At 63.3% G+C, this 17,584-nt stretch carries 25 protein-coding genes; 11 read left to right on the top strand and 14 right to left on the bottom strand.

The features are described from left to right. Nucleotide 1: 1 nt before the first annotated feature. The 10 genes from JANGC3_RS33065 to JANGC3_RS0126330 form a co-directional block, all read right to left on the bottom strand. On the bottom strand, nt 2-637 hold the full coding sequence (locus JANGC3_RS33065; RefSeq protein WP_157407040.1) for a hypothetical protein: 636 nt from the start codon (nt 635-637) through the stop codon (nt 2-4). Further along, nucleotides 634-942 carry a Bbp19 family protein gene (locus JANGC3_RS0126370; RefSeq protein ID WP_026133553.1) on the bottom strand — a complete coding sequence of 103 codons (309 nt, stop codon included), beginning with the start codon at nt 940-942 and terminating at the stop codon, nt 634-636. The genes JANGC3_RS33065 and JANGC3_RS0126370 overlap by 4 nt, the downstream gene beginning before the upstream one ends. A 48-nt stretch (nt 943-990) precedes the next feature. Next, nucleotides 991-1,299 (bottom strand): capsid staple protein, encoded by a 309-nt coding sequence (gene gp10 / locus JANGC3_RS0126365; protein WP_017879495.1) that lies wholly within the window; start codon nt 1,297-1,299, stop codon nt 991-993. Between the two features lie 4 nt (nt 1,300-1,303). Next, the gene (locus JANGC3_RS0126360) at nt 1,304-2,209 is read right to left on the bottom strand and encodes a hypothetical protein (RefSeq protein WP_017879494.1); all 906 of its coding nucleotides are present in this window, start codon (nt 2,207-2,209) and stop codon (nt 1,304-1,306) included. A 10-nt stretch (nt 2,210-2,219) separates the two neighbouring features. After that, nucleotides 2,220-3,878 carry a portal protein gene (locus tag JANGC3_RS0126355; RefSeq protein ID WP_017879493.1) on the bottom strand — a complete coding sequence of 553 codons (1,659 nt, stop codon included), beginning with the start codon at nt 3,876-3,878 and terminating at the stop codon, nt 2,220-2,222. After that, nucleotides 3,879-4,178, bottom strand: coding sequence for a hypothetical protein (locus tag JANGC3_RS30260; RefSeq protein WP_157407038.1), 300 nt, complete (start codon nt 4,176-4,178; stop codon nt 3,879-3,881). It abuts the gene before it with no gap. A gap of 2 nt (nt 4,179-4,180) precedes the next feature. Beyond that, nucleotides 4,181-4,627, bottom strand: coding sequence for a GNAT family N-acetyltransferase (locus tag JANGC3_RS31025; protein WP_017879491.1), 447 nt, complete (start codon nt 4,625-4,627; stop codon nt 4,181-4,183). A gap of 40 nt (nt 4,628-4,667) precedes the next feature. Continuing rightward, nucleotides 4,668-6,221 carry a terminase family protein gene (locus JANGC3_RS0126340; protein WP_017879490.1) on the bottom strand — a complete coding sequence of 518 codons (1,554 nt, stop codon included), beginning with the start codon at nt 6,219-6,221 and terminating at the stop codon, nt 4,668-4,670. A gap of 34 nt (nt 6,222-6,255) precedes the next feature. After that, nucleotides 6,256-6,702, bottom strand: a complete 447-nt coding sequence (locus tag JANGC3_RS30250; protein ID WP_157407036.1) for a hypothetical protein — start codon at nt 6,700-6,702, stop codon at nt 6,256-6,258. A 208-nt stretch (nt 6,703-6,910) separates the two neighbouring features. Then, on the bottom strand, nt 6,911-7,093 hold the full coding sequence (locus JANGC3_RS0126330; protein WP_017879488.1) for a hypothetical protein: 183 nt from the start codon (nt 7,091-7,093) through the stop codon (nt 6,911-6,913). Nucleotides 7,094-7,328: 235 nt separating this feature from the next. Between JANGC3_RS0126330 and bamE the strand changes: the two genes are divergently transcribed. Then, complete coding sequence (bamE, locus tag JANGC3_RS0126325) at nt 7,329-7,637, top strand: outer membrane protein assembly factor BamE domain-containing protein (protein WP_017879487.1); 309 nt, start codon at nt 7,329-7,331, stop codon at nt 7,635-7,637. A gap of 20 nt (nt 7,638-7,657) precedes the next feature. Here the strand turns inward: bamE and JANGC3_RS31020 are convergent, their stop codons facing one another. From JANGC3_RS31020 to JANGC3_RS0126305, 4 genes are read right to left on the bottom strand one after another with little or no spacing between them, the layout of a single operon-like run. Next, nucleotides 7,658-9,646 (bottom strand): AAA family ATPase, encoded by a 1,989-nt coding sequence (locus JANGC3_RS31020; RefSeq protein ID WP_017879486.1) that lies wholly within the window; start codon nt 9,644-9,646, stop codon nt 7,658-7,660. A gap of 20 nt (nt 9,647-9,666) precedes the next feature. Then, the gene (locus JANGC3_RS0126315; protein WP_017879485.1) at nt 9,667-11,349 is read right to left on the bottom strand and encodes a DNA cytosine methyltransferase; all 1,683 of its coding nucleotides are present in this window, start codon (nt 11,347-11,349) and stop codon (nt 9,667-9,669) included. After that, nucleotides 11,346-11,588 carry a hypothetical protein gene (locus JANGC3_RS30240; RefSeq protein ID WP_017879484.1) on the bottom strand — a complete coding sequence of 81 codons (243 nt, stop codon included), beginning with the start codon at nt 11,586-11,588 and terminating at the stop codon, nt 11,346-11,348. Before JANGC3_RS30240 ends, JANGC3_RS0126315 begins: the two co-directional genes overlap by 4 nt. Beyond that, nucleotides 11,585-11,797 carry a hypothetical protein gene (locus JANGC3_RS0126305; RefSeq protein WP_157407034.1) on the bottom strand — a complete coding sequence of 71 codons (213 nt, stop codon included), beginning with the start codon at nt 11,795-11,797 and terminating at the stop codon, nt 11,585-11,587. The genes JANGC3_RS30240 and JANGC3_RS0126305 overlap by 4 nt, the downstream gene beginning before the upstream one ends. A gap of 115 nt (nt 11,798-11,912) precedes the next feature. Between JANGC3_RS0126305 and JANGC3_RS0126300 the strand changes: the two genes are divergently transcribed. The 10 genes from JANGC3_RS0126300 (at nt 11,913) to JANGC3_RS0126250 (ending at nt 17,553) form a co-directional block, all read left to right on the top strand. Beyond that, on the top strand, nt 11,913-12,638 hold the full coding sequence (locus JANGC3_RS0126300; RefSeq protein ID WP_017879482.1) for a LexA family protein: 726 nt from the start codon (nt 11,913-11,915) through the stop codon (nt 12,636-12,638). After that, nucleotides 12,635-12,916 (top strand): hypothetical protein, encoded by a 282-nt coding sequence (locus JANGC3_RS0126295; RefSeq protein WP_017879481.1) that lies wholly within the window; start codon nt 12,635-12,637, stop codon nt 12,914-12,916. Before JANGC3_RS0126300 ends, JANGC3_RS0126295 begins: the two co-directional genes overlap by 4 nt. A gap of 92 nt (nt 12,917-13,008) precedes the next feature. Further along, the gene (locus JANGC3_RS30235) at nt 13,009-13,230 is read left to right on the top strand and encodes a hypothetical protein (protein ID WP_157407032.1); all 222 of its coding nucleotides are present in this window, start codon (nt 13,009-13,011) and stop codon (nt 13,228-13,230) included. Nucleotides 13,231-13,433: 203 nt separating this feature from the next. Next, on the top strand, nt 13,434-13,865 hold the full coding sequence (locus JANGC3_RS0126285; RefSeq protein WP_017879479.1) for a hypothetical protein: 432 nt from the start codon (nt 13,434-13,436) through the stop codon (nt 13,863-13,865). Between the two features lie 2 nt (nt 13,866-13,867). Continuing rightward, nucleotides 13,868-14,560, top strand: coding sequence for a hypothetical protein (locus JANGC3_RS31015; RefSeq protein WP_051068423.1), 693 nt, complete (start codon nt 13,868-13,870; stop codon nt 14,558-14,560). Between the two features lie 2 nt (nt 14,561-14,562). After that, entirely contained in the window at nt 14,563-16,044 is a 1,482-nt protein-coding gene (locus JANGC3_RS33990) for a DUF2800 domain-containing protein (protein ID WP_017879478.1), read from the top strand. A gap of 160 nt (nt 16,045-16,204) precedes the next feature. Further along, nucleotides 16,205-16,753 carry a DUF2815 family protein gene (locus tag JANGC3_RS0126265; protein WP_017879477.1) on the top strand — a complete coding sequence of 183 codons (549 nt, stop codon included), beginning with the start codon at nt 16,205-16,207 and terminating at the stop codon, nt 16,751-16,753. Between the two features lie 2 nt (nt 16,754-16,755). Continuing rightward, the gene (locus JANGC3_RS0126260) at nt 16,756-16,935 is read left to right on the top strand and encodes a hypothetical protein (protein ID WP_017879476.1); all 180 of its coding nucleotides are present in this window, start codon (nt 16,756-16,758) and stop codon (nt 16,933-16,935) included. A 49-nt stretch (nt 16,936-16,984) separates the two neighbouring features. Next, nucleotides 16,985-17,347 (top strand): hypothetical protein, encoded by a 363-nt coding sequence (locus JANGC3_RS0126255; RefSeq protein WP_017879475.1) that lies wholly within the window; start codon nt 16,985-16,987, stop codon nt 17,345-17,347. Beyond that, nucleotides 17,344-17,553: a hypothetical protein gene (locus JANGC3_RS0126250; RefSeq protein WP_017879474.1), complete on the top strand. Its 210-nt coding sequence runs from the start codon at nt 17,344-17,346 to the stop codon at nt 17,551-17,553. Before JANGC3_RS0126255 ends, JANGC3_RS0126250 begins: the two co-directional genes overlap by 4 nt. Nucleotides 17,554-17,584 lie beyond the last annotated feature (31 nt).

Genomic DNA, 17,584 nt, shown 5'->3' with positions numbered 1-17,584 from the left:
GTTATCCTTTAGCTTGATTTGGGTAGAGTGTTGCGGCCGTGTTGCCCATGGAAGGGGAACCCCCGCCGGTGACGAAACTGGAGCCGCTGATTTTTTGCCCGGCCTTGTAGAGCATGCGGATCACCTCGGGGTGGTTGCCGAGACCGGAATCGTTGAGCAGTTGCGTCAGCGCCGGCGTGCCGAAGGCGTCCAACGCTTTCTTGGCGACTGACAGGTTCTCGGCAAATTTCTCGCCGCCGAATTCCTTGTCCGTCTTCGCGCTGTCGGCCCATTGCGTTTTCGCCTGTTCGATGCGGGCCAGTTGCGCCTTGGCGATCTGCGGCCCCATCTTGTCGAGGACGTTCTGCGCTGCATCCTGCGACAGGCCGAGTTCCTTGGCGACGCCTTCGAATTCACCCAGCACGGCCGGATCAAACTCGGCGCCATCAACGGCCTTGAATTCGTATTTCTCTGGCGCGGTGGGCTTGTCGGCGGCCTTCGGGGCTGCGTCTTCGGCCGGCTTGTCTGCGGGCGCGTCGGTTGGCGCGTCGGCAGGGGCGTGCTGCTCAGGTGCTGCAACTGCCGGCGGCGTAGCGGCAACGGTAGCCGCAGCGTCGGTAGTTGGTGTGTTCCCGGCGGTCAGCAATTCGGTTGTCATGTTTTTGCTTCCTGTAAGAGTTCGGCGTAGCGGTCGGTGCAATGCTCAGTGACCAGCGCAAACAGCGCGTTTCCCATGTTGCGGTTCCCTTCGTTGAAGGCCATTTGCAACGCGTTGGTGTGAAACGACAGGCGGAACACACCCGACTGCGACAGCAGCCGGTGCACGACGCGCCGGCCGCGCTTGCTAGCCATCAGCCACTTCATGTCCTCCACCTCGACGGCCAGCGCCAGCCGGTTACGCGCTTGCGATTCGTCGCGGGTACGGTCGTGCGCCTGGGTATCTGTGGGGTCGGTATTGCTCATAAGCCACGACTTTAGGGGCGAGGGTGAAAGTCACGCGCACCCTCGAACTCAACCGCCGTATAGCAGCGTGGCCGCGCTCGGGCCGTCATCAGCGCTGGCCACCTCCAGATCGGTGATCTGGAACGACAGGCACACGTCAACGCCGCCCTTGCCTTCCACTTCCGCCTCTTGCGCCACGCGGGTAACGACAGCCTGCGCGTGCAGCATCACTTTGGCGCCGGCTGCTGGGGGATTGGCGCGCAGCCCCAGCGCGTCCACTTGCGCCTCGGTCAGGCTTATTGACAGGCCGTAGCCGTACTGGTTCGGGCTATACGGCTCGCAGTTATTGCCGTCGGTTTTCATGTTGGTCATGGCCATGGCATTAATCCGCGTTAATGATGAAAAAATCGACCGAGGTGTTTACGGTGGTCGCGTTGTACACGTTTATGGTGAAACTACCCGCAGCCGGGATTACGTTTTTCAGGTAGCACGAAGGATCACTACTCGAAATAACCGCAAATACATGGGCCGCCGCAGTGCAATACGAATTTGTTACCGTGACAGTCGTGGCCCCCGCCGCGATATTTACACGCCCTGCGGCCTTATTGATGGTCACCGCCCCCACGGTGGCGGTATTCGTGTAGTCCACATACAGCTTCGTGAAGCCGACGTTGGCGTCGCCCAGGCCGCACGAGCCGTTCGTATACGGCCGCAAGTTGGCGCCCACGAATCCGGCGCGGCGGTTTGCGATGGCGCCGAACCCGCCGGTGCCGAACCAGATAGCATTGCTCGACCCGGTGCTGTCCGTGGCAATAACCATATCACCCGTTTTGCCTGCGCCGCTGGGCGCCGACCCGAACAGGTACGCCTCGTTGGGGCCGGTGATCGCATACGCCGCCTGGGCAAACGCGCTGGACGTGATACCGATGTCCACGAACCCGGTGAGGTCGCTGGCGGTGACGTTGTCGGGGTAGCAGATGTGGTCGGCGCTGGCGTTGGCCGTAGCCGACTTGTTTTGGGTACTTACCTGCGTGTAGTCGTTGACCGAGTGGGTCGTCTGTACGATAGGATTGGTCAGCGTGGCCGGCGCGCCGCCAAGGGTAACTGTCAATGCGCCCGCGATATTCGTGGCGCCCGCGGTGATTTGCATGGTCCCCTGCAATCCGGCGCTGTTCATCACCGCAAACGGCAACGCGTATTCGCGGCCGTCGCGGCCCAAGAGTCCCACCAGCGCGCCGGTGACGGGGTCGACAAGTGCGGGGATGACGGCGAGTGCGTATTTGCTCATTACATTTTCCTTATTGCGAGAACATGGACATAACGTCCGACGCGGCATTTCCGCCGGATGTCGGGGTGGCGCCGAGTTTTTGCGCCGTGTCGGCCGCGACGTTGTTTTGCTGCTGCTGCGCGGCCTGCGCCTGCGCCTGCGCGCGCCGCTGACGGATTGCCTGCACCTGGTCGTCGGGTACGATCAGGTCGGGCGAGACGCCCAGCATGTCGCTGTACTGGTCGGCCCATTTGTCGGCGTTGAATTTGTCGAGCACCTCGGGCTTGAACTGGGCGATGGAACCCAGGTTGCCGACGAAGCGGTCGACGCCGTTGGTGGCGATCGCGCGCTGCGCCTGCGCCAGCATGCTCACCAGTTGCACGCTCAGTTCCTGGCCCTGCAACTGGGGCGGTGGTGGCGGCACAATGCGCGATTCCAGCATGCGCTCGAACGTAATTTCGATCAGCGGGTCAAGCAGTTCATCCTGCAAGCGCTCCAGCACCGGCCCGAGCATCAGCATCTTTTCCTCATGGCGCTCGGCTACTTCGGTGGCCGTCATGCGCCCGTCGGTGCCGCTGGAAATCATCAGGAACAGATCGGCGTAGAAGCTGCCGCGCACGCGCTGGCGCACGTCCTGGATATCGTCAAGCAGGTAGGACAGGTTCAGGTTCACTTCGAAGGCCGACTTGATGCCTTGGCCCCCGCCGGCGTCGACGAAGGTGATACCGCCCGGCATGGTCTCCACGTCGCGGTTCTTCATGCTTGTCGGCACCTGCAGGGGCGGCTTGGTCATGTAGTCGATGCCTTGGGCCTTGCGCAACTGCTCGTGCTGCAACTGCTTGATGTCGCCCAGCGCCTCCATGCCCGGGCTGTTGCCGTAGATGTCGCCGCCCTCAACGTCCCATCGGGGGCACATGGCCGGGAAGCGCTTGAACCCGCTCTCGCGTAGCAGCTTGTCGTCGTTCCCGCCGATCTCGAAGTACACATCCTTCCACGCCATGTTTAGCGCGTCGAGCATACTGGCGTCGCGGTCGGCGCGTGGCTCGATGCAATGCGCGATCGTGATCCACTGGTCCAGCGCACCCCGGTCGTAGAGGTTCTGCACCGACGGACTGCACTTGTTGCGGCCGAACTCCTTCACCATCTGGCTCACCGTGAGCTGGAACTCGCGGTACATCGTGCAAACCTTGCCCTGGAAATCCGTGGCAATGCAGAATTCGCCGGTCGTCAGCGGGTGGCTGTGGATGATGTTGTCGAACGACGGCATGACGATATTGGCTGCCGTGCCGAACACCCCCAGCTCCTTGTAGACCTGGTGCAGCGCGCGGTAGGTGTTCGAGCGCTGGAACACGGTCAGCATGGTGTTGGTGCAGTCGTTCAGCCATTCCTTGACGGCAGGGTGTTTGTTCAACTCTTCGTCGGCGGTGGCCAGGCGGAACCACGGCCGGGCCGGCGAGGTCAATCCACCCATCAGCCCGGCGGCCAACGAGCCGAGCGCGCGCGTGCCGGTGTTGTCGTAGATGTTGTTGTGGCGCCGCCCGCCCTGGTTGCGGTCGGTGACGAAATACCGGCCCTGGCGCGGCGATAGGTAGTTCGACAGCTCTTGCCAATGCGCCATCCAACTGGCCCGCTCGGTTTTGAGCTGGCCCAACCGGTTGAACATCAATTGCCGTTGCGATAACTCGGCCATTTACCCGCCTAAAAGTGTGTTTTTGCCGAGTTGCAGCAGCGACGGGTCGACGCCGCTGGCGCCGGTGAGAAAGGTTTGTGCCGCCCCGGGCGCACCGCCGGCCTGGCCGGCGCCGGCTTGCGCGCCTTGCACGCTTGCCACCTGGGGTGCCTGCGACGCTTGCGGTTTGTTCGCCAGCGCGGTTTCGGACGCGTCCTTTTGCGCTTGCAGCGCTTTGCTGGCGCTGGATGATTGCTTGTTCGCGCTGTACGCGGCGGCGCCGCCGGCGATCAGCGCCGACCCGATCATTGCCAATCCCATGCTTAAAGCTCCTTCGTGTAGATAATTTCCTGAACCCGGCAACCGATGCGCGGCAGAATTTTGGACAGGTTGGTGTCCTCCTTGGCGTGCCACAACATGAGGCGGGCGCCGCGCGCTTTGCATGCGCGCTCGGTCTCGCGGATCAGCTTCAGCCCGAGCGGCGTGTCGCGGTATTTGGAGGCGACGAACAGCACATCGTTGTGCGCGCACATCAAGTCAGCGTAGTGAAGGTGGGGGGTGATGATGTTGACCGAGTAGCCGACCATGGCGTCACCGTCGTAGGCCACCAAGCCGACCAACACGCCCGCGGCTTCCAGGGCCTGGTACTGCGCCAGGTCCGGCTTGAGCACCATCAGGTGCTTATTGCGGGCGGACTCGTGCCAATGCTCGCCCAGCAGCGTGGCGGCTTGCTCGATCTTGTCGGCAATGGTGGTTTCGATGATGTGCATGGGCCGAATCGTAGGAGGGGGCCGCTACATCACGCGCACCCTAGTCTAGCGCGTAGGGGTCGTAATCGCGGTTCCGTTCGCGCTGGGCGCTGCGCAGCATGGCGCGTTTCGGCGTGTCGATCAGCGCCAGGCAGTAGGCGCTGGCCCAGTCCGGGCTGCGGCCGATGCGGTCAATGATCGCTTCACGGCCCTCCACCTGGACGGTGGCGCCGGACAGCTTCCACGTTGGCGCGCACAGATCGGCCAGCAACTGGCGGTCTGGTGGCAGCGCGATGCCGGTGTTGTTTGCCGGGTCCAGCGCCTCGCGCATCATCCACCACAGCTCCGAGCGCTGGTTGAAGAAGCGCAGCCGGCCCGACCTGTCGGTGGCCAGCGACTTCTCGCTGACGTTGACGCCCATCACCTGCTGGTTGTTCGAGTTGAGGAAATCGTAGGGCGACGCGCCCACGCCGATGACGTCGATGTGGATCGGTGCGTTGTCGCGCATCGCGGCCATGGTCAGGCCGGCCACGGTCGGGCCGTCCGGGGTCTGCGCCCCGGTGTAGGTCAGCGCCGTGTCGAACCACATGCCGTGGCGCCGCGCGATGATCGTGTTGTCGCGCCCGCCCCGCGCCACGTCCACACCCAGGCTGTCCATCGGCGCCAGCTTGGCCGGCCGGACCCAGCGCGCTTGCGCCGCCTCGACCCATGCTGTGGGGATGACCTGGAACGCGCTGTCTTCGGTGCCGGCCATGAAATCGCCGCGCAGCATTTGCGAGCGCAGCGGCTCGGGCAGGGATTGCAAGGTGGTCATGTAGCCTGTCCCGTAGAGGTGGGGGTTGTCCGTGATGCGCGAGGGGATGAACGTGCGCGACTTCGGGATGATGATCTCGTCGGGCGGGTAGTCGGACGCCGTGAACTCGTATTGGGGCGCGCCAGCGGCAAGCACGAATGGGCGCTGGTCGGCCACTTCCACGTCCTTGCCGCCGATGCCGGCGAAGTAGCGCAGCTCGCCTGGCTCGGCCGGGCGCGGATACTTCGGGTCGAGCCAAGGCGCGAAAAATTCGATGATCCAACGGCCTTCCGCGCTGGTCGGCGGGTTGAACGCGAGCAGCGCCTGGCAGTGCTGGCGTGGGTCCACGGACCGGAGCCAGCCGAGCAGGAACCGCACCTGCGATTCAAGGAAATTGCTGGCCTCGTCGAACACGAGCAGATCGTGCGGCCGGCCCTGGTATTTCGTCTCGTCGCCCAGGTGGGGCGTGCTGCCGAACTCGATTTGCAGCGGCAGGCCGTCGTGCTTGCGTGTGGTGCGCCAGATGCCCTTGGTTGAGTTGAACCCGTCATCCGATCCGATCAGCTCCACGAAACGGTCGGTGATGCCGGTCAGTTGGGTACCCTCGCGGCGCAGGATCATCACCTTGCGGTGCTGGGTCAGCGTCTTGCCGCAGGCCAGATCGGTCTTGCCGCCGCCGGCGGCGCCGCCGTAGCCGATGATGTCGGCCAGGCTGGTGTAGGCCGTGGTTTGCGGGCCTGGTAGCGGTTCCCAGATCGGGGCGCGCCGCTTGCGCTCGCGCAGCAGCAACAGCAGCCGTTCCTTGTCGGCGCGGGTGGGCATGGTCAAAAGCTAATAGCGGGCCGTGGTGGCGTTTTCACACCAGGTCGCTACCGTCGGGTGGAATTTCCGATTGGAGGGTGCCAGTAGTCGCTACGGCCCCCAGTTGGGCCAGTTCTTCGTCGATCTCTTCATCGGATAACTTGCGCAGCTCGAGCGAGCCGGACAGCTCCAGCTTGTTGCGCTCGCTGTAGTCGTCGGGGAACCGGGCCGACATGGACCGGGACCACAGCTGCGGGTTCAGCTTGACGCCTTCCGGGGATTGCCACATGCCGGCCTGCCCTTGGTCTTCCCACCAGGCCAGCGCCAAGTCTCTTGCGCACGCAATCGCGTCCCGAAACTCAGGGCGCTCGGTGCACCAAACGTCCAAGGTGTTGCGCGCAACGCCGATTGCAGCTGCAATCTGCGCTTTGCTTTTTCCCTCGGCGCCCATCGCCAGTGCGATGTCGCAATGCTCAGGTCTGTATTTTGTTGGTCGGCTCATGCACCGCATATTGCCGCCACGTCACCCGGTCACGCGCACTTCACCGCCGGTGGTCCGCACCAGCGGCGAAAAACGATTAGCGGGCCTTGGCGGCGTTCTAACCCTCGCTAAGCTACCCACCGTCGGAATTTCATTTTAAAGGGCGCCACCGCCCGCTAAAGCCATTTGCTGCGCCCTTCCACCACCAATCCCAGCGCCAGAACGCACTTCATCGCCGGCGGCCCGCGCAGATGTCGCGCACAGTGCGCTTGGCCACCTCGAACGTGTCCGCCAGCTTTTGCCACGTTGCACCCTCGTCGCGCATCTGGCGCAGTTGCTCAACCTCGTGGTCCGTGAGAACCGCGAACTGGTGATTTTCACCCAGTCGTCTTCCTTTTGCTATTTTTTGCATGTAGCCCTCTATTTGCTATTTATTACCTGTTGCGCCGCTCTGGGTTTGCCACTCATACCACTCCACCCACTCCCCCTAAAGGGGGAAGTGGTAAAAGTGGTAAAGGGTTGGTCGGTCCACAAAAGCCACAAGTGGGACGAAAGTGGTAAAAGTGGGATGCGACATGTTTGTTTTTGCAAGTTGCAAATAATTGCAATGTGCGCTGTAATTGGTGTTTATCTAACTGGCCGCCAATATGCGCATCTCTTTCTTCACAACCGCAGCACTCGTCATGGGGCTTTCGGGCTGCCAGGCGATGGTCTACGGCACCGCAACAGACTTCGAGAAGCTGTCGCTCGGCATGGACAAGGCACAGGTTATTCAGGCTCTTGGTTCCCCCGTTTCGGTGGCTGCCGACGGCGACAAAGGCGAGGAATACCTTGTCTACAAGCGCATGAAGCATGCCATCTCGGAGTGGCCCCGCACCTACCTGGTGACGCTGAAGGGAGGCATGGTGGTGCGCTACGGGGAACAGTACGAAGAGCAGAACGTCAACCGCTACTGACGGCCCCCGGGTGCGGCGGGTCATACCAGCCGCACCGTACCGTTGGTGAACACCAGGCGGCCGCTCTCGCGTAGTTTCTCCAGCGCGCGGGCCGCCATTTCGCGGCGGCGGTCGCGCTTGCCCGGATCTAGGATCATCTGGTTGACGCAGGCTTCGATCAGCACTTTGGCGGGAGTGTCCCCGCCGTCCAGGTCGGCCATATCCATCACGACCCGCAGCACCAGCTTTTCAACCGTGCCCGTCGGCTCCTTCTTGCGGTCGGCCTTTGGCACAGCTGTGGTGTGTTCTAGCACGCAACTGGTGATGTCTTCGCCGTCCTCGTCCTCGCCGATCGTCACGGTGTTCAGCTTGAAACCGAACTCGGCCCCTTCCTCGCCGTCCTTCATCTTGGTGACGGTGGCCGCGCGGTGGTCTTGTGCTCGCTCGACGGTGATCTCAACATCGGCCGCCGCGCGCAGGCCCGACCAGCCACGGGCGCCGCGCGCCGAGTCCTTGCCGACGTGGTGCACTAGCAACACGATGGCGCCGGTCAGCTTGTGGATGAGCTGGCAATGTTTGATCACCTTGCCGCCGTCGACACCGCCATTCTCGTCACCGCCCGGCATCACCTGGGCGTAGGTGTCGACCACTACCACGTCCAGCTTGCCGAAGGCGCGCAGGGCCGCGACGACGTCCTTGATATCCTCGGCTATCAGGAAGTTCGGCGCGTCCGGGATCACCCCCACGTCAAACGTGGCGCGGTCAATTCCATAGTGCTCGGTGTATGCCTCGACGCGGTTGCGGAAGCCCCCGGCGCCCTCGGCGCAGATATAGGCCACGCGGCCCTTGGCCACCTTGCGGCCGCGCCACTCGCCACCTTGGGCGATCGAACCGACCAGGTCCAGCGTCAGGAACGTCTTGCCGGAGCCGGACGCGCCGACCAGCAGCGCCAGCCCAGCGCGCGGCAGTACGCCCTTGATGATCCAGGATGCCGGCCGGCGCTGCAAGAACTCGTCGGCACGCTGCACCTTGAACCGCGCCTCTTTCACCGGGGCCAGGTTGCCGGCGCCCGGCGCCTCAACCGCCAGCACGTCGAAGTCGTCGGTGGACAGGGTGCGCAGCTCGGCGGCCCGGGCCTTGCCCTTGCAGCAGTGCTCACGCCAGACGTAGAGCAGGGCGCGGTCGTGATCCTGGCGCCGGTGGTCGAGCGCGATTTCCATCACATGTTCGTTGGTGGCCAGGATGGTGAACGCCTCGTCGTCGGCCAGGCCGGCGTTGTACAGCGCCACCGCCGCGGCGAACACGGCGCGCGAGCGGTCGCCGCTGTGCAGTCCCTCGGCCAGGAAGTCGCGCACTTGGTGCGGCACGTCCAGGTCGGCCACGCCGGGCAGCAGCAGGTCGTCGACCAGCTCGGGCATGTTCAAATCGATCACGTCGGCCTTACGCCGCTCCTTGGCGTAGCGCGTCTCCAGCGCCCTAAGCACGCCGTCGCGCGGCGCGCGCACGTCAACGGGCGAGCCGGGCAGGTGTTCGCCTGTAACCGTCAAGAAGCGTGCCTCGTTGCCGCCGTAGATTTCGATACCGACGTCGTGGTTCACCCAGTCCGTGGGATGATCGCCCGACGACAGCACGCGCAGCCCGGTGCCGGACGGGCTGATCTCGGTGTAGCTGTCGAGCTTGGCGATCACTTCGGCGGCCCAAGGCGCGATCTCGCCGCCATCGGTGACGCAGTGATCCAGGTCGACGCCAACGACGCCATGCGCGCCGGTCATCACGTAGCCGACGCCGGCCAGCATCTGCGGGTGCTTGCGGAAAGCTGTCAGCGCGGTGTCGTAGCTGAACCACTGGTCCGGCTTGGCGGTGGACAGGCCGTATTCGGGCCGGTCGGCGCGCATCGGGATTTTGTCGAACTTGTGCTTCTTCTTGTTCCATACCGCGCGCCACGGCGCCCAGCGCTTTTGATCCTTCAACACCTGGGGGATGCCGGCGCCGTCGAACGGGCGCAGAGCGGGGGAATGTTCAGCCATCATATTTTCCTTGTGTTTTTCTTTTAGATCAGGTCGGCGTAGCAGGGGCTGGTAACCCCCGCCGCCCTCGCAACCTCACGCTCGTGCGTGAAGTTGGCGCGAATCAGCGCTTCCGACAGCGGAGGGCAAACGGAATTTCCGCACATGCGCACCTGGGCCGACTTGGTCAGCGGCACGCGCGGCAGTGACAGTGGGTCCATCGTGGTCTGCTGGCCATCGACGAACAGCAGCGCCGGGTCCGGGATTTCGTTGATGATGTAGTCGCCCGGGAAGCCCTGGGCGCGGTACAGCTCGGCCGGCGCCAGCATGCGCAGGCCGATGTCCACGATCTGGTAGTCCTGGCCATGGATGGTGACCAGGCCGAAGCGATCGCGGCTGGTCACGGTGGCCAGCGGCCCGCCGATGCGAGGATCTTGATCGCTTCCGTAGTAGCTGAGCAGGAACGCGCGCACCTCTCCATGGTGCTGACCCTGCGCGCTGATCGTGCGCAGCGGCTCGTCCGCCGGCATCACGCGCTGGTTGCTCGCGTTGGCGTGCTCGTTTAGGAACGCGGTGACCAGCGCCGAGTTGCCGCCAGACGCGGTCACGGTTGGCAGTGGCGCTTCGATATCCCTGTGTCCTTTGCCCCATCGCTTGACGCCGGTCGGCGACACTTCGCCGTGGGCCGCATCAACCAGGGTGGCGATGGCCAGCGCCTTCTCGCCGCGGTGGGCGCCGGTGATGGTCCGGAATGGCTCGTTGATCGACTCGCTGCGGTCGCCGCCCTGATGCGTGACTGGGACGATACTAGGCACGCAAACATAGCCATCATTCCGCGTCACCAGCGTGTTCATCGGCGATGTCGTCGCGCGCGGCTCGCCAGCGCGGGCCGGGCCGCCGGCGCCGACGATGAATGGCGCGGCGGAATCGACCACGTAGCGCATGATGCCCTTGGCGATGCGGCGCATCGTGGCGTCTGCCAGTGGGCGCTTGCGCTCGAAGATTGACGGGCACGGAATCGAAAAATCAATGCACTCGGCGGCCGTCCGGTGCGGCAGCAGTTTGCCGGCCAGGACGCCCACGGACGTCGGCGCGCCGTGGGTTGCTGCCGGCCAGCAGATCGGCAAACCGTCGCGGCGCGCCACGAGAAAGAAGCGCTTGCGGATCGTCGGCGTGGCGTGGTCGCTGGCGCGCATTTCCTTGTAGTCGACGGTATAGCCGTGCGCGCGCAACTGGCGAATGAAGCTGTCGAAGGTCTTGCCCTTCTTGACCGGGTCCGGCTTGGCCGTGCCGTCGGCCGCGATCAGCAGCGGTCCCCACGTTTTGAACTCCTCCACGTTTTCGAGCATGATCACGCGCGGCTTGCACTTCGCCGCCCAGCGCAGCGTGACCCAGGCCAGGCCGCGAATCTTCTTCTCGACCGGCTTGCCGCCCTTGGCCTTGCTGAAATGCTTGCAGTCCGGCGACAGCCAGACCAGGCCCACCGGCTGGTTGTTCGTGACCTTGATCGGGTCGACGTCCCACACGCTTTCGCACAGGTGCTTCGTGTGCGGGTGGTTGATGGCGTGCATCGCCAGCGCTTCGGGGTCGTGGTTGATGGCGATGTCGACTGGACGGCCGAAAGCGCGCTCCAGGCCCGTCGACGTGCCGCCGCCACCGGCGAAGTTGTCGATGATAAGCTCGTTGCCCAGGTCGAGCTGCAGGGTGAAGACGCCGGCGGCCTTCACGAAGCCACCCGTACTTGGATCTCGCGTACGGCCAGTGGGTCGTAGCGAGTGACGGCTATGCCCTGGGACGAGCGCGTCAGGTGCCAGCCACCGCACACCGGGCAGATGTAGACGTACAGCGCGCCCAGGTTCCCGCGCGACAGTACCCGCTGCGCGGCGGCCCGCGCCGTCAGTTCGTCGGGGTGCCGGTGTTTGCCGGCACAGCACGCCTTATGGCCTTTCAGCGGCGGGGCGCTCACGGTGCGACATCCTGCGAGCCAAGCTTAGAAAAATGATCCGCCAACGCTTGAATCTTTGCGATGCCAGGGTCGGGGATGTAGCCGCTAGCGATTTTGCGCAGCGTCGAGATAGGCACGCCGGACGCTGCTGAAACGGCGGGCCAGCGGCCCCGCGTGGCGGCCAAATGGCGCTTTACGTACGAAAAAAGAGGCTCGGTGCTTGAGTTCATGGGAAGTTCCTTTATGGTCATTTTCAGAGTATAGCCATATAAGGTCTGTATGACAATCCGCAAATGGTCTTTAGATAGACCGCAAAAGACTTTTCAAATAATCCATAATTGGATAATGATGAAGCCAAGCACAAAAGAAATAGTCGGGCGGCAGCTCGACGCCCTGATGCGGGCAAGTCCCGCGCTAGGGACGCAGGAAAAACTGGCCAAGAGGACCGGCATAGGGCAGACCACGATTGGGCGAATCCGGCGAGGCGAGGTCAACGCGACGGCCGACAACCTGCGCGCGATCGCCGAGGCCTTCCACGTCTCCGTGGGCTACCTGTACGGGGAAGAGGAATCCCGAACACGCCGCGCGGCGGATGCCGAAGATTTCACGGCTCTGCGCAAGAGCGGCGCAGAACAGGCGAACACGGTGTCTGTCCCGACCAGAGGGAAATTGCCTCTCATATCCTGGGTGCAGGCCGGCGCCTGGGGCGACATCGTCAACAACTTTGCCCCGGGTGACGCGGAGGAGTGGATACCGTGTCCGTTCAACCACGGCCCCGGCGCTTTTATCCTGCGTGTTGTTGGTCACAGCATGTATAACCCCGGCGGGGACAAGAGCTATGCACCAGGCGAGTACATCGCGGTAGACCCCAGCGCCGAGCCTCTGAACAAGCGCATGGTCGTCGCACGCCTCGACCACGAAGAGAAAGCCACCTTCAAGCAGTTGGTCGTCGACCATGAAGGGACGATGATGTTGCAAGCGCTGAACCCAGGCTACGTGCCGCGCATCATGACAATGCCGCCCGGCTCGGTCATCGCCGGTGTCGTCATAGGGAAGTGGGTGCCCGAGTGAAAATCGAGAATGAAAAATACGAGAATCAGATCATCCAGATCGACGGGGTGAGCTACGTGAACTGCGTGTTCGCGCATTGCACCCTTGAATATTCCGGCGGCGCCCTGCCGTCCTTTGTGGAATGCACTCTGGTGGCTTCCAACTTCGCCTTTACAGATCAAGCGGCCAACACCGTGCAGCTACTCCAGTCCTTATATCACGGGGGGTTCAAGCCGGTTGTCGAAGCGACGTTCGTTAACATTAGGCGCAATCCGAAATCCGCCAAAGGGGAAGCATGAGCACACTCAGGATTGTAACCAGCGCCCTCGACGTGGACAGAGGAACTAGCACCCCGGTTGCGGACAGGGGAGAACCGCCGTATGATGGGGGTATGGAAGCACGCGTAGCCAAGCTGGAAGCAGACCTCACCGCCATCAAGATCGATGTTGCAGTGATCAAGGCCAATGGCGCGACGAAGTCGGACATCGCCGAGCTAAAGGGCGCAACCAAGGCTGACATATCGGATGCGAAGGCGTCGATAATCATGTGGGTGGTCGGCGCGATCTTCCTGGCACAGCTGCTGCCCGGACTCCTCAAGAAATTCGGCATGTAGCCGCGCACTACCCAACACAGCCCGCCACTGAGCGGGCTTTTTAACGCCCGCACAAACCCGCCCCGAGCGGGTATTTTTTCGCCTACCTGAAAAATAAGCCGTAAATGGCTTGACGTATTATCCATATATGGACTAAAGTGATAGCCATATTAGGTCTGAACAGCCTGATAGCAGCTCCCTTAGCCCACCTGGAGAAATACAAAATGTCACTTGAAAACGCAATCCTCGAACACGCTGCGGCGATCCGCGAACTGGCCGCTGCGATGCTGGGCCGTCCGGCCGCCGCACCGATCGGTAACGTCGGCGTGCAGGCAACCACCCCCGAGCGCACCGCCAAGGCTGACGATGTCGAACTCGAAGCCGCCGTCGACAAGGTCGTCGTTGACGCAAAAAAACAGAGCGACGCGAAGCCCGCCGCAGCCCCGGCGGAAGGTGCCACCAGCAAGGGCGAAGCCGAAGAACAGCCGGCGATCACCTACGAAGACGTGAAGAAATACATCATCGCATTGTCCAGAAAATCCCGCGAATCCGCCACCGGCATGCTGGCCAAGTTCGGCGCCGCCAAGGGTCCAGAACTCAAGCCGGAGCAGTTCGCCGAGTTCGTTACCGCAGCGCAATCTGAGCTGGGGGCCTGATCATGCAAATCACCAAAGAGATTCTTAAGGAATGGGACGATTGCAGCGCCGTCTACGCCTGGTTCATCGAGAAATTCCCCCAGGGCGCCGACGTGCGGGTGGTCGGCACCGCGCTGCGTGACGATAAGCGCTACGACGACGCCCGCTGGCTCACCAGCCACGTGTTCGATTCTTTCATCAAGGCGCCTGAACAGATCGCTGCCTACGTTGATGCCGACGTGGCCGGCACCCTGAAAGAGGTGGAGGGTTCCCCTAATTCATCGTCCGGCTATTCCAGCACGGCGGCATCGTCCGGCGATTCCAGCACGGCGGCATCGTCCGGCGATTCCAGCAAGGCGGCATCGTCCGGCGATTCCAGCAAGGCGGCATCGTCCGGCTATTCCAGCAAGGCGGCATCGTCCGGCAATTCCAGCACGGCGGCATCGTCCGGCGATTCCAGCACGGCGGCATCGTCCGGCAATTACAGCACGGCGGCATCGTCCGGCGATTCCAGCACGGCGGAAGCGAAGGGTGAAAAGACCATCGCTATGGTGGCGGGCTGCAACGGCCGCGCCCGGGCCGGTGAGAAAGGCGCGTTTGCCCTTGCCTGGCTGGACGGCGAGCAAATGCGCATCGCCGTCGGCGTGGTGGGCGAGAACGATATCAAAGCCGACATCTGGTATCGCGTCGATGCCGGCCATCTGGTGGAGGCCTGATCATGGCGGAGCATGCAAAACTATCACCATCCAGCGCGCACCGCTGGATGGTCTGCGCCGGCTCGGTAGCGCAGGAAGCCAACCTGCCAGATACGTCCAGCGCGTTTGCCGCCGAGGGCACCCTCGCCCACGCATTTGCCGCCATGCTGCTGGAAACAGGCAATAACCCCGACCATTTCGCATTCGGCTATGTGTTCGAATACCTGGACCACGGCGTCGACAAGTCCGCGCACGTCGACGACGACATGCGCGCGCACGTAAAGACCTACATCGACGCGATCCGCCAGTACGCCCAAGGCGGCGATCTGCTAGTCGAGCAGCGATTGCCGTTTTTCAGCGACGAGATCGACACCCCTGGGGAAACGTTCGTGGAGCCGCAGTTCGGCACCAGCGATGCGGTGATTCTACTAGGCGACGAAATTCAGGTGCATGACCTGAAGTACGGCCGGGGCGTCAAGGTTGATGCCGACAACAACAAGCAGATGATGTTGTACGCCCTTGGCGCACTGCGCGCCTTCGACATGCTGGGCGAGTTCAAGCGCGTGCGCCTGGTGATCCACCAGCCCCGCCTCGGCCATCTGTCGGAGTGGGATTGCCCGGTCGAGGATCTGTTGGCCTTCGAGCAGGAAGCACTGGCCGCTGCACGGCGCGCGTTGGCCATCGTCGACAACTGCGGCGGCACGACTTTCCTCACGCCGGGCGAAGAACAATGCCGGTTCTGTAAGGCGAAGGCAACCTGTCCCGCGCTGCGCACCAAGGTGCTGGCCACCGTGGCCGAAGGCTTCGATGCGCTGGACCCGGACACCGGTGAGATTGCCGCGCTGGACTTGAAGAAAGGCGAGATCGCGGTGTCCGAAGTGGACATCGAAAAGATCGTCGCGTTGGCCTACGGCGTTAAGCCGGCAGCCGTCACTGGGCCGGGCGGGGTGTTCGTTGTGAAGAAGCCGAGCCTGGCCCCGCAGCTGGCCGGCGCCGAGCCGCGCGTCGCATCGAGCGACGACGAGGACCTGGCGACGCTGGCCGACTCGGTCGACCTGATCGAGTCGTGGTGCAAGGCCGTGCGCGCCGAGATCGAACGCCGCCTGTTGGCCGGCGCCTTCACCGACCCGCGATACAAGCTGGTGCAAGGCCGCGCCGGCGCCCGCGCCTGGACGGACGACGCGGCGGCGGAAGCCTTGTTCAAGTCGTTCCGCTGCAAGCAGGAAGAAATGTACGACTTCAGCCTGATCAGCCCGACGTCGGCCGAGAAACTGCTCAAGGACGCTTCGCCGAAACGTTGGGCGAAGACCCAGGCGCTGATCGGACAGTCCAGCGGCAAGCCGTCCGTGGCGCCGGTGAGCGACAAGCGCCCGGCACTGGTCATCAAGCCGACGGCGGACGAGTTCGACGTGGTGGCCGAGTCGGAAGCGGCCCCCGCTGTTTTGAAGCCTGAAATTGCGTGGCCGTTTCCCACAAAAACCGAAACCGTGGACGACTTGGTATGACCGCGCCCGGAACCAGCGTGTTGCCACACGACGCAAGGGAGGCGCTGCAGCGGGCGGCAGCGACGCCCGCGATAGGAAACGCCCGCACCATCGCAATCGAAAAGGCCATGCGCGACGCACGGCTGAAGCACCCCCAATTTTTTAAACAGGAACCCCAATCATGAAAATCAAACTCTCCAACGTTCGCCTGGCGTTCCCTGCTCTGTTCGAAGCGCAAACCGTCAACGGTGAAGGTAAACCCGCGTTTTCGGCATCCTTCCTGATCGACCCAAAAGACCCCCAGGTGAAGGCTATCAACGCCGCCATCGAGCAGGTGGCCAAGGACAAGTGGGGCGCCAAGGCCGACGTGATCCTGAAAGCGGCGCGCGCCGGCGACAAGGTGGCGCTGCACGACGGCGACCTGAAAGCGCAGTACGGCGGCTTCGAAGGAATGCTCTACGTTTCGTCGCGTTCGGCCACCCGCCCGCTGGTAATCGACCGCGACAAAACACCGCTGCTCGAAGCTGACGGCAAGCCGTACGCCGGCTGCTACGTCAACGCCAGCATCGAACTGTGGGCGCAGGACAACAACTACGGCAAGCGCATCAACGCGAGCCTGGGCGGCGTCCAGTTCTTCAAGGACGGTGATGCGTTCGCCGGCGGCGGCGCGGCCAGCGAAGACGAGTTCGACGACGTCACCAGCGGCGCCGACGCGGAAAGCCTGGTGTAACCGTGGCGCTGATCGTTATCACCATCCAGGACACCTCCGGCGGCGCCGTTGTCAGCCTGGCCGCTGAGCCCGTGTTTGACGTGTCGGCCACGCAGGAAACCGAAGCGCAGCAGCTGGCCGTGGCCATGTTGAACGCGCTGCCGGTGAATGCCCCTTGCGCGGGTATCAGCCAAGCCGAGTAAGCCCGTCACCCCGCCTGCGGGCGGGGCTTTCACTAAAAAGGAGAACACCTTGCAAACGATTGAAGCCCTGCAAGCCGAGCTAGCGCACTGGAAATCAAACCACGCGAACCTAGCGCAGCGCTGCCAGTACCTAGCACAGCGCCTGGATTTGCCGGTCGACCGCATTCCGGCATATCTGGCGCACGTCGAGGAAATAAAAACGTTGGCCCTGGCGCTGCGGTTCAGCGACGCACTGCGCGCCAAGCTTCAAGCCGAGAACGCCGCGCTGCGCGCCGAGCCGTCGCCTTTGTTCACCCCGAAATCGCTATGGGAAGCGAACATCGCGTACGAGCGCCAGGCATTCGCACAGGGCTTGCACCTGGCCGCGCGGGGCGCTATTCCTATATTCACGGAGATCGGAAAACAGGCATGAGTTATTTCGACGACAACGAAGACCGGATTGTGTACGGCATCCGCCGCAAGCCGGCGCAGTGGCAGGCCGTCTGCAAGCGATGCGGTACGGGCGGGTTGAAGTGGCGCGATGACCGCTTTTACGAGGACGAGCGCGCCGAGCACAACCGGCTGAAGGAGCACCACTGCGCCGGCGCCCTTGACGACTTCGACGAGGTTCCAACGTGATGGCCGTCATGCGGAATACCCCGGCGACCGA

This window comes from Janthinobacterium sp. CG3 (genome assembly GCF_000344615.1).
In the GTDB taxonomy this organism is placed as follows: Bacteria; Pseudomonadota; Gammaproteobacteria; order Burkholderiales; family Burkholderiaceae_D; genus Janthinobacterium.
This window is presented reverse-complemented; position numbering and strand designations above follow the sequence as displayed.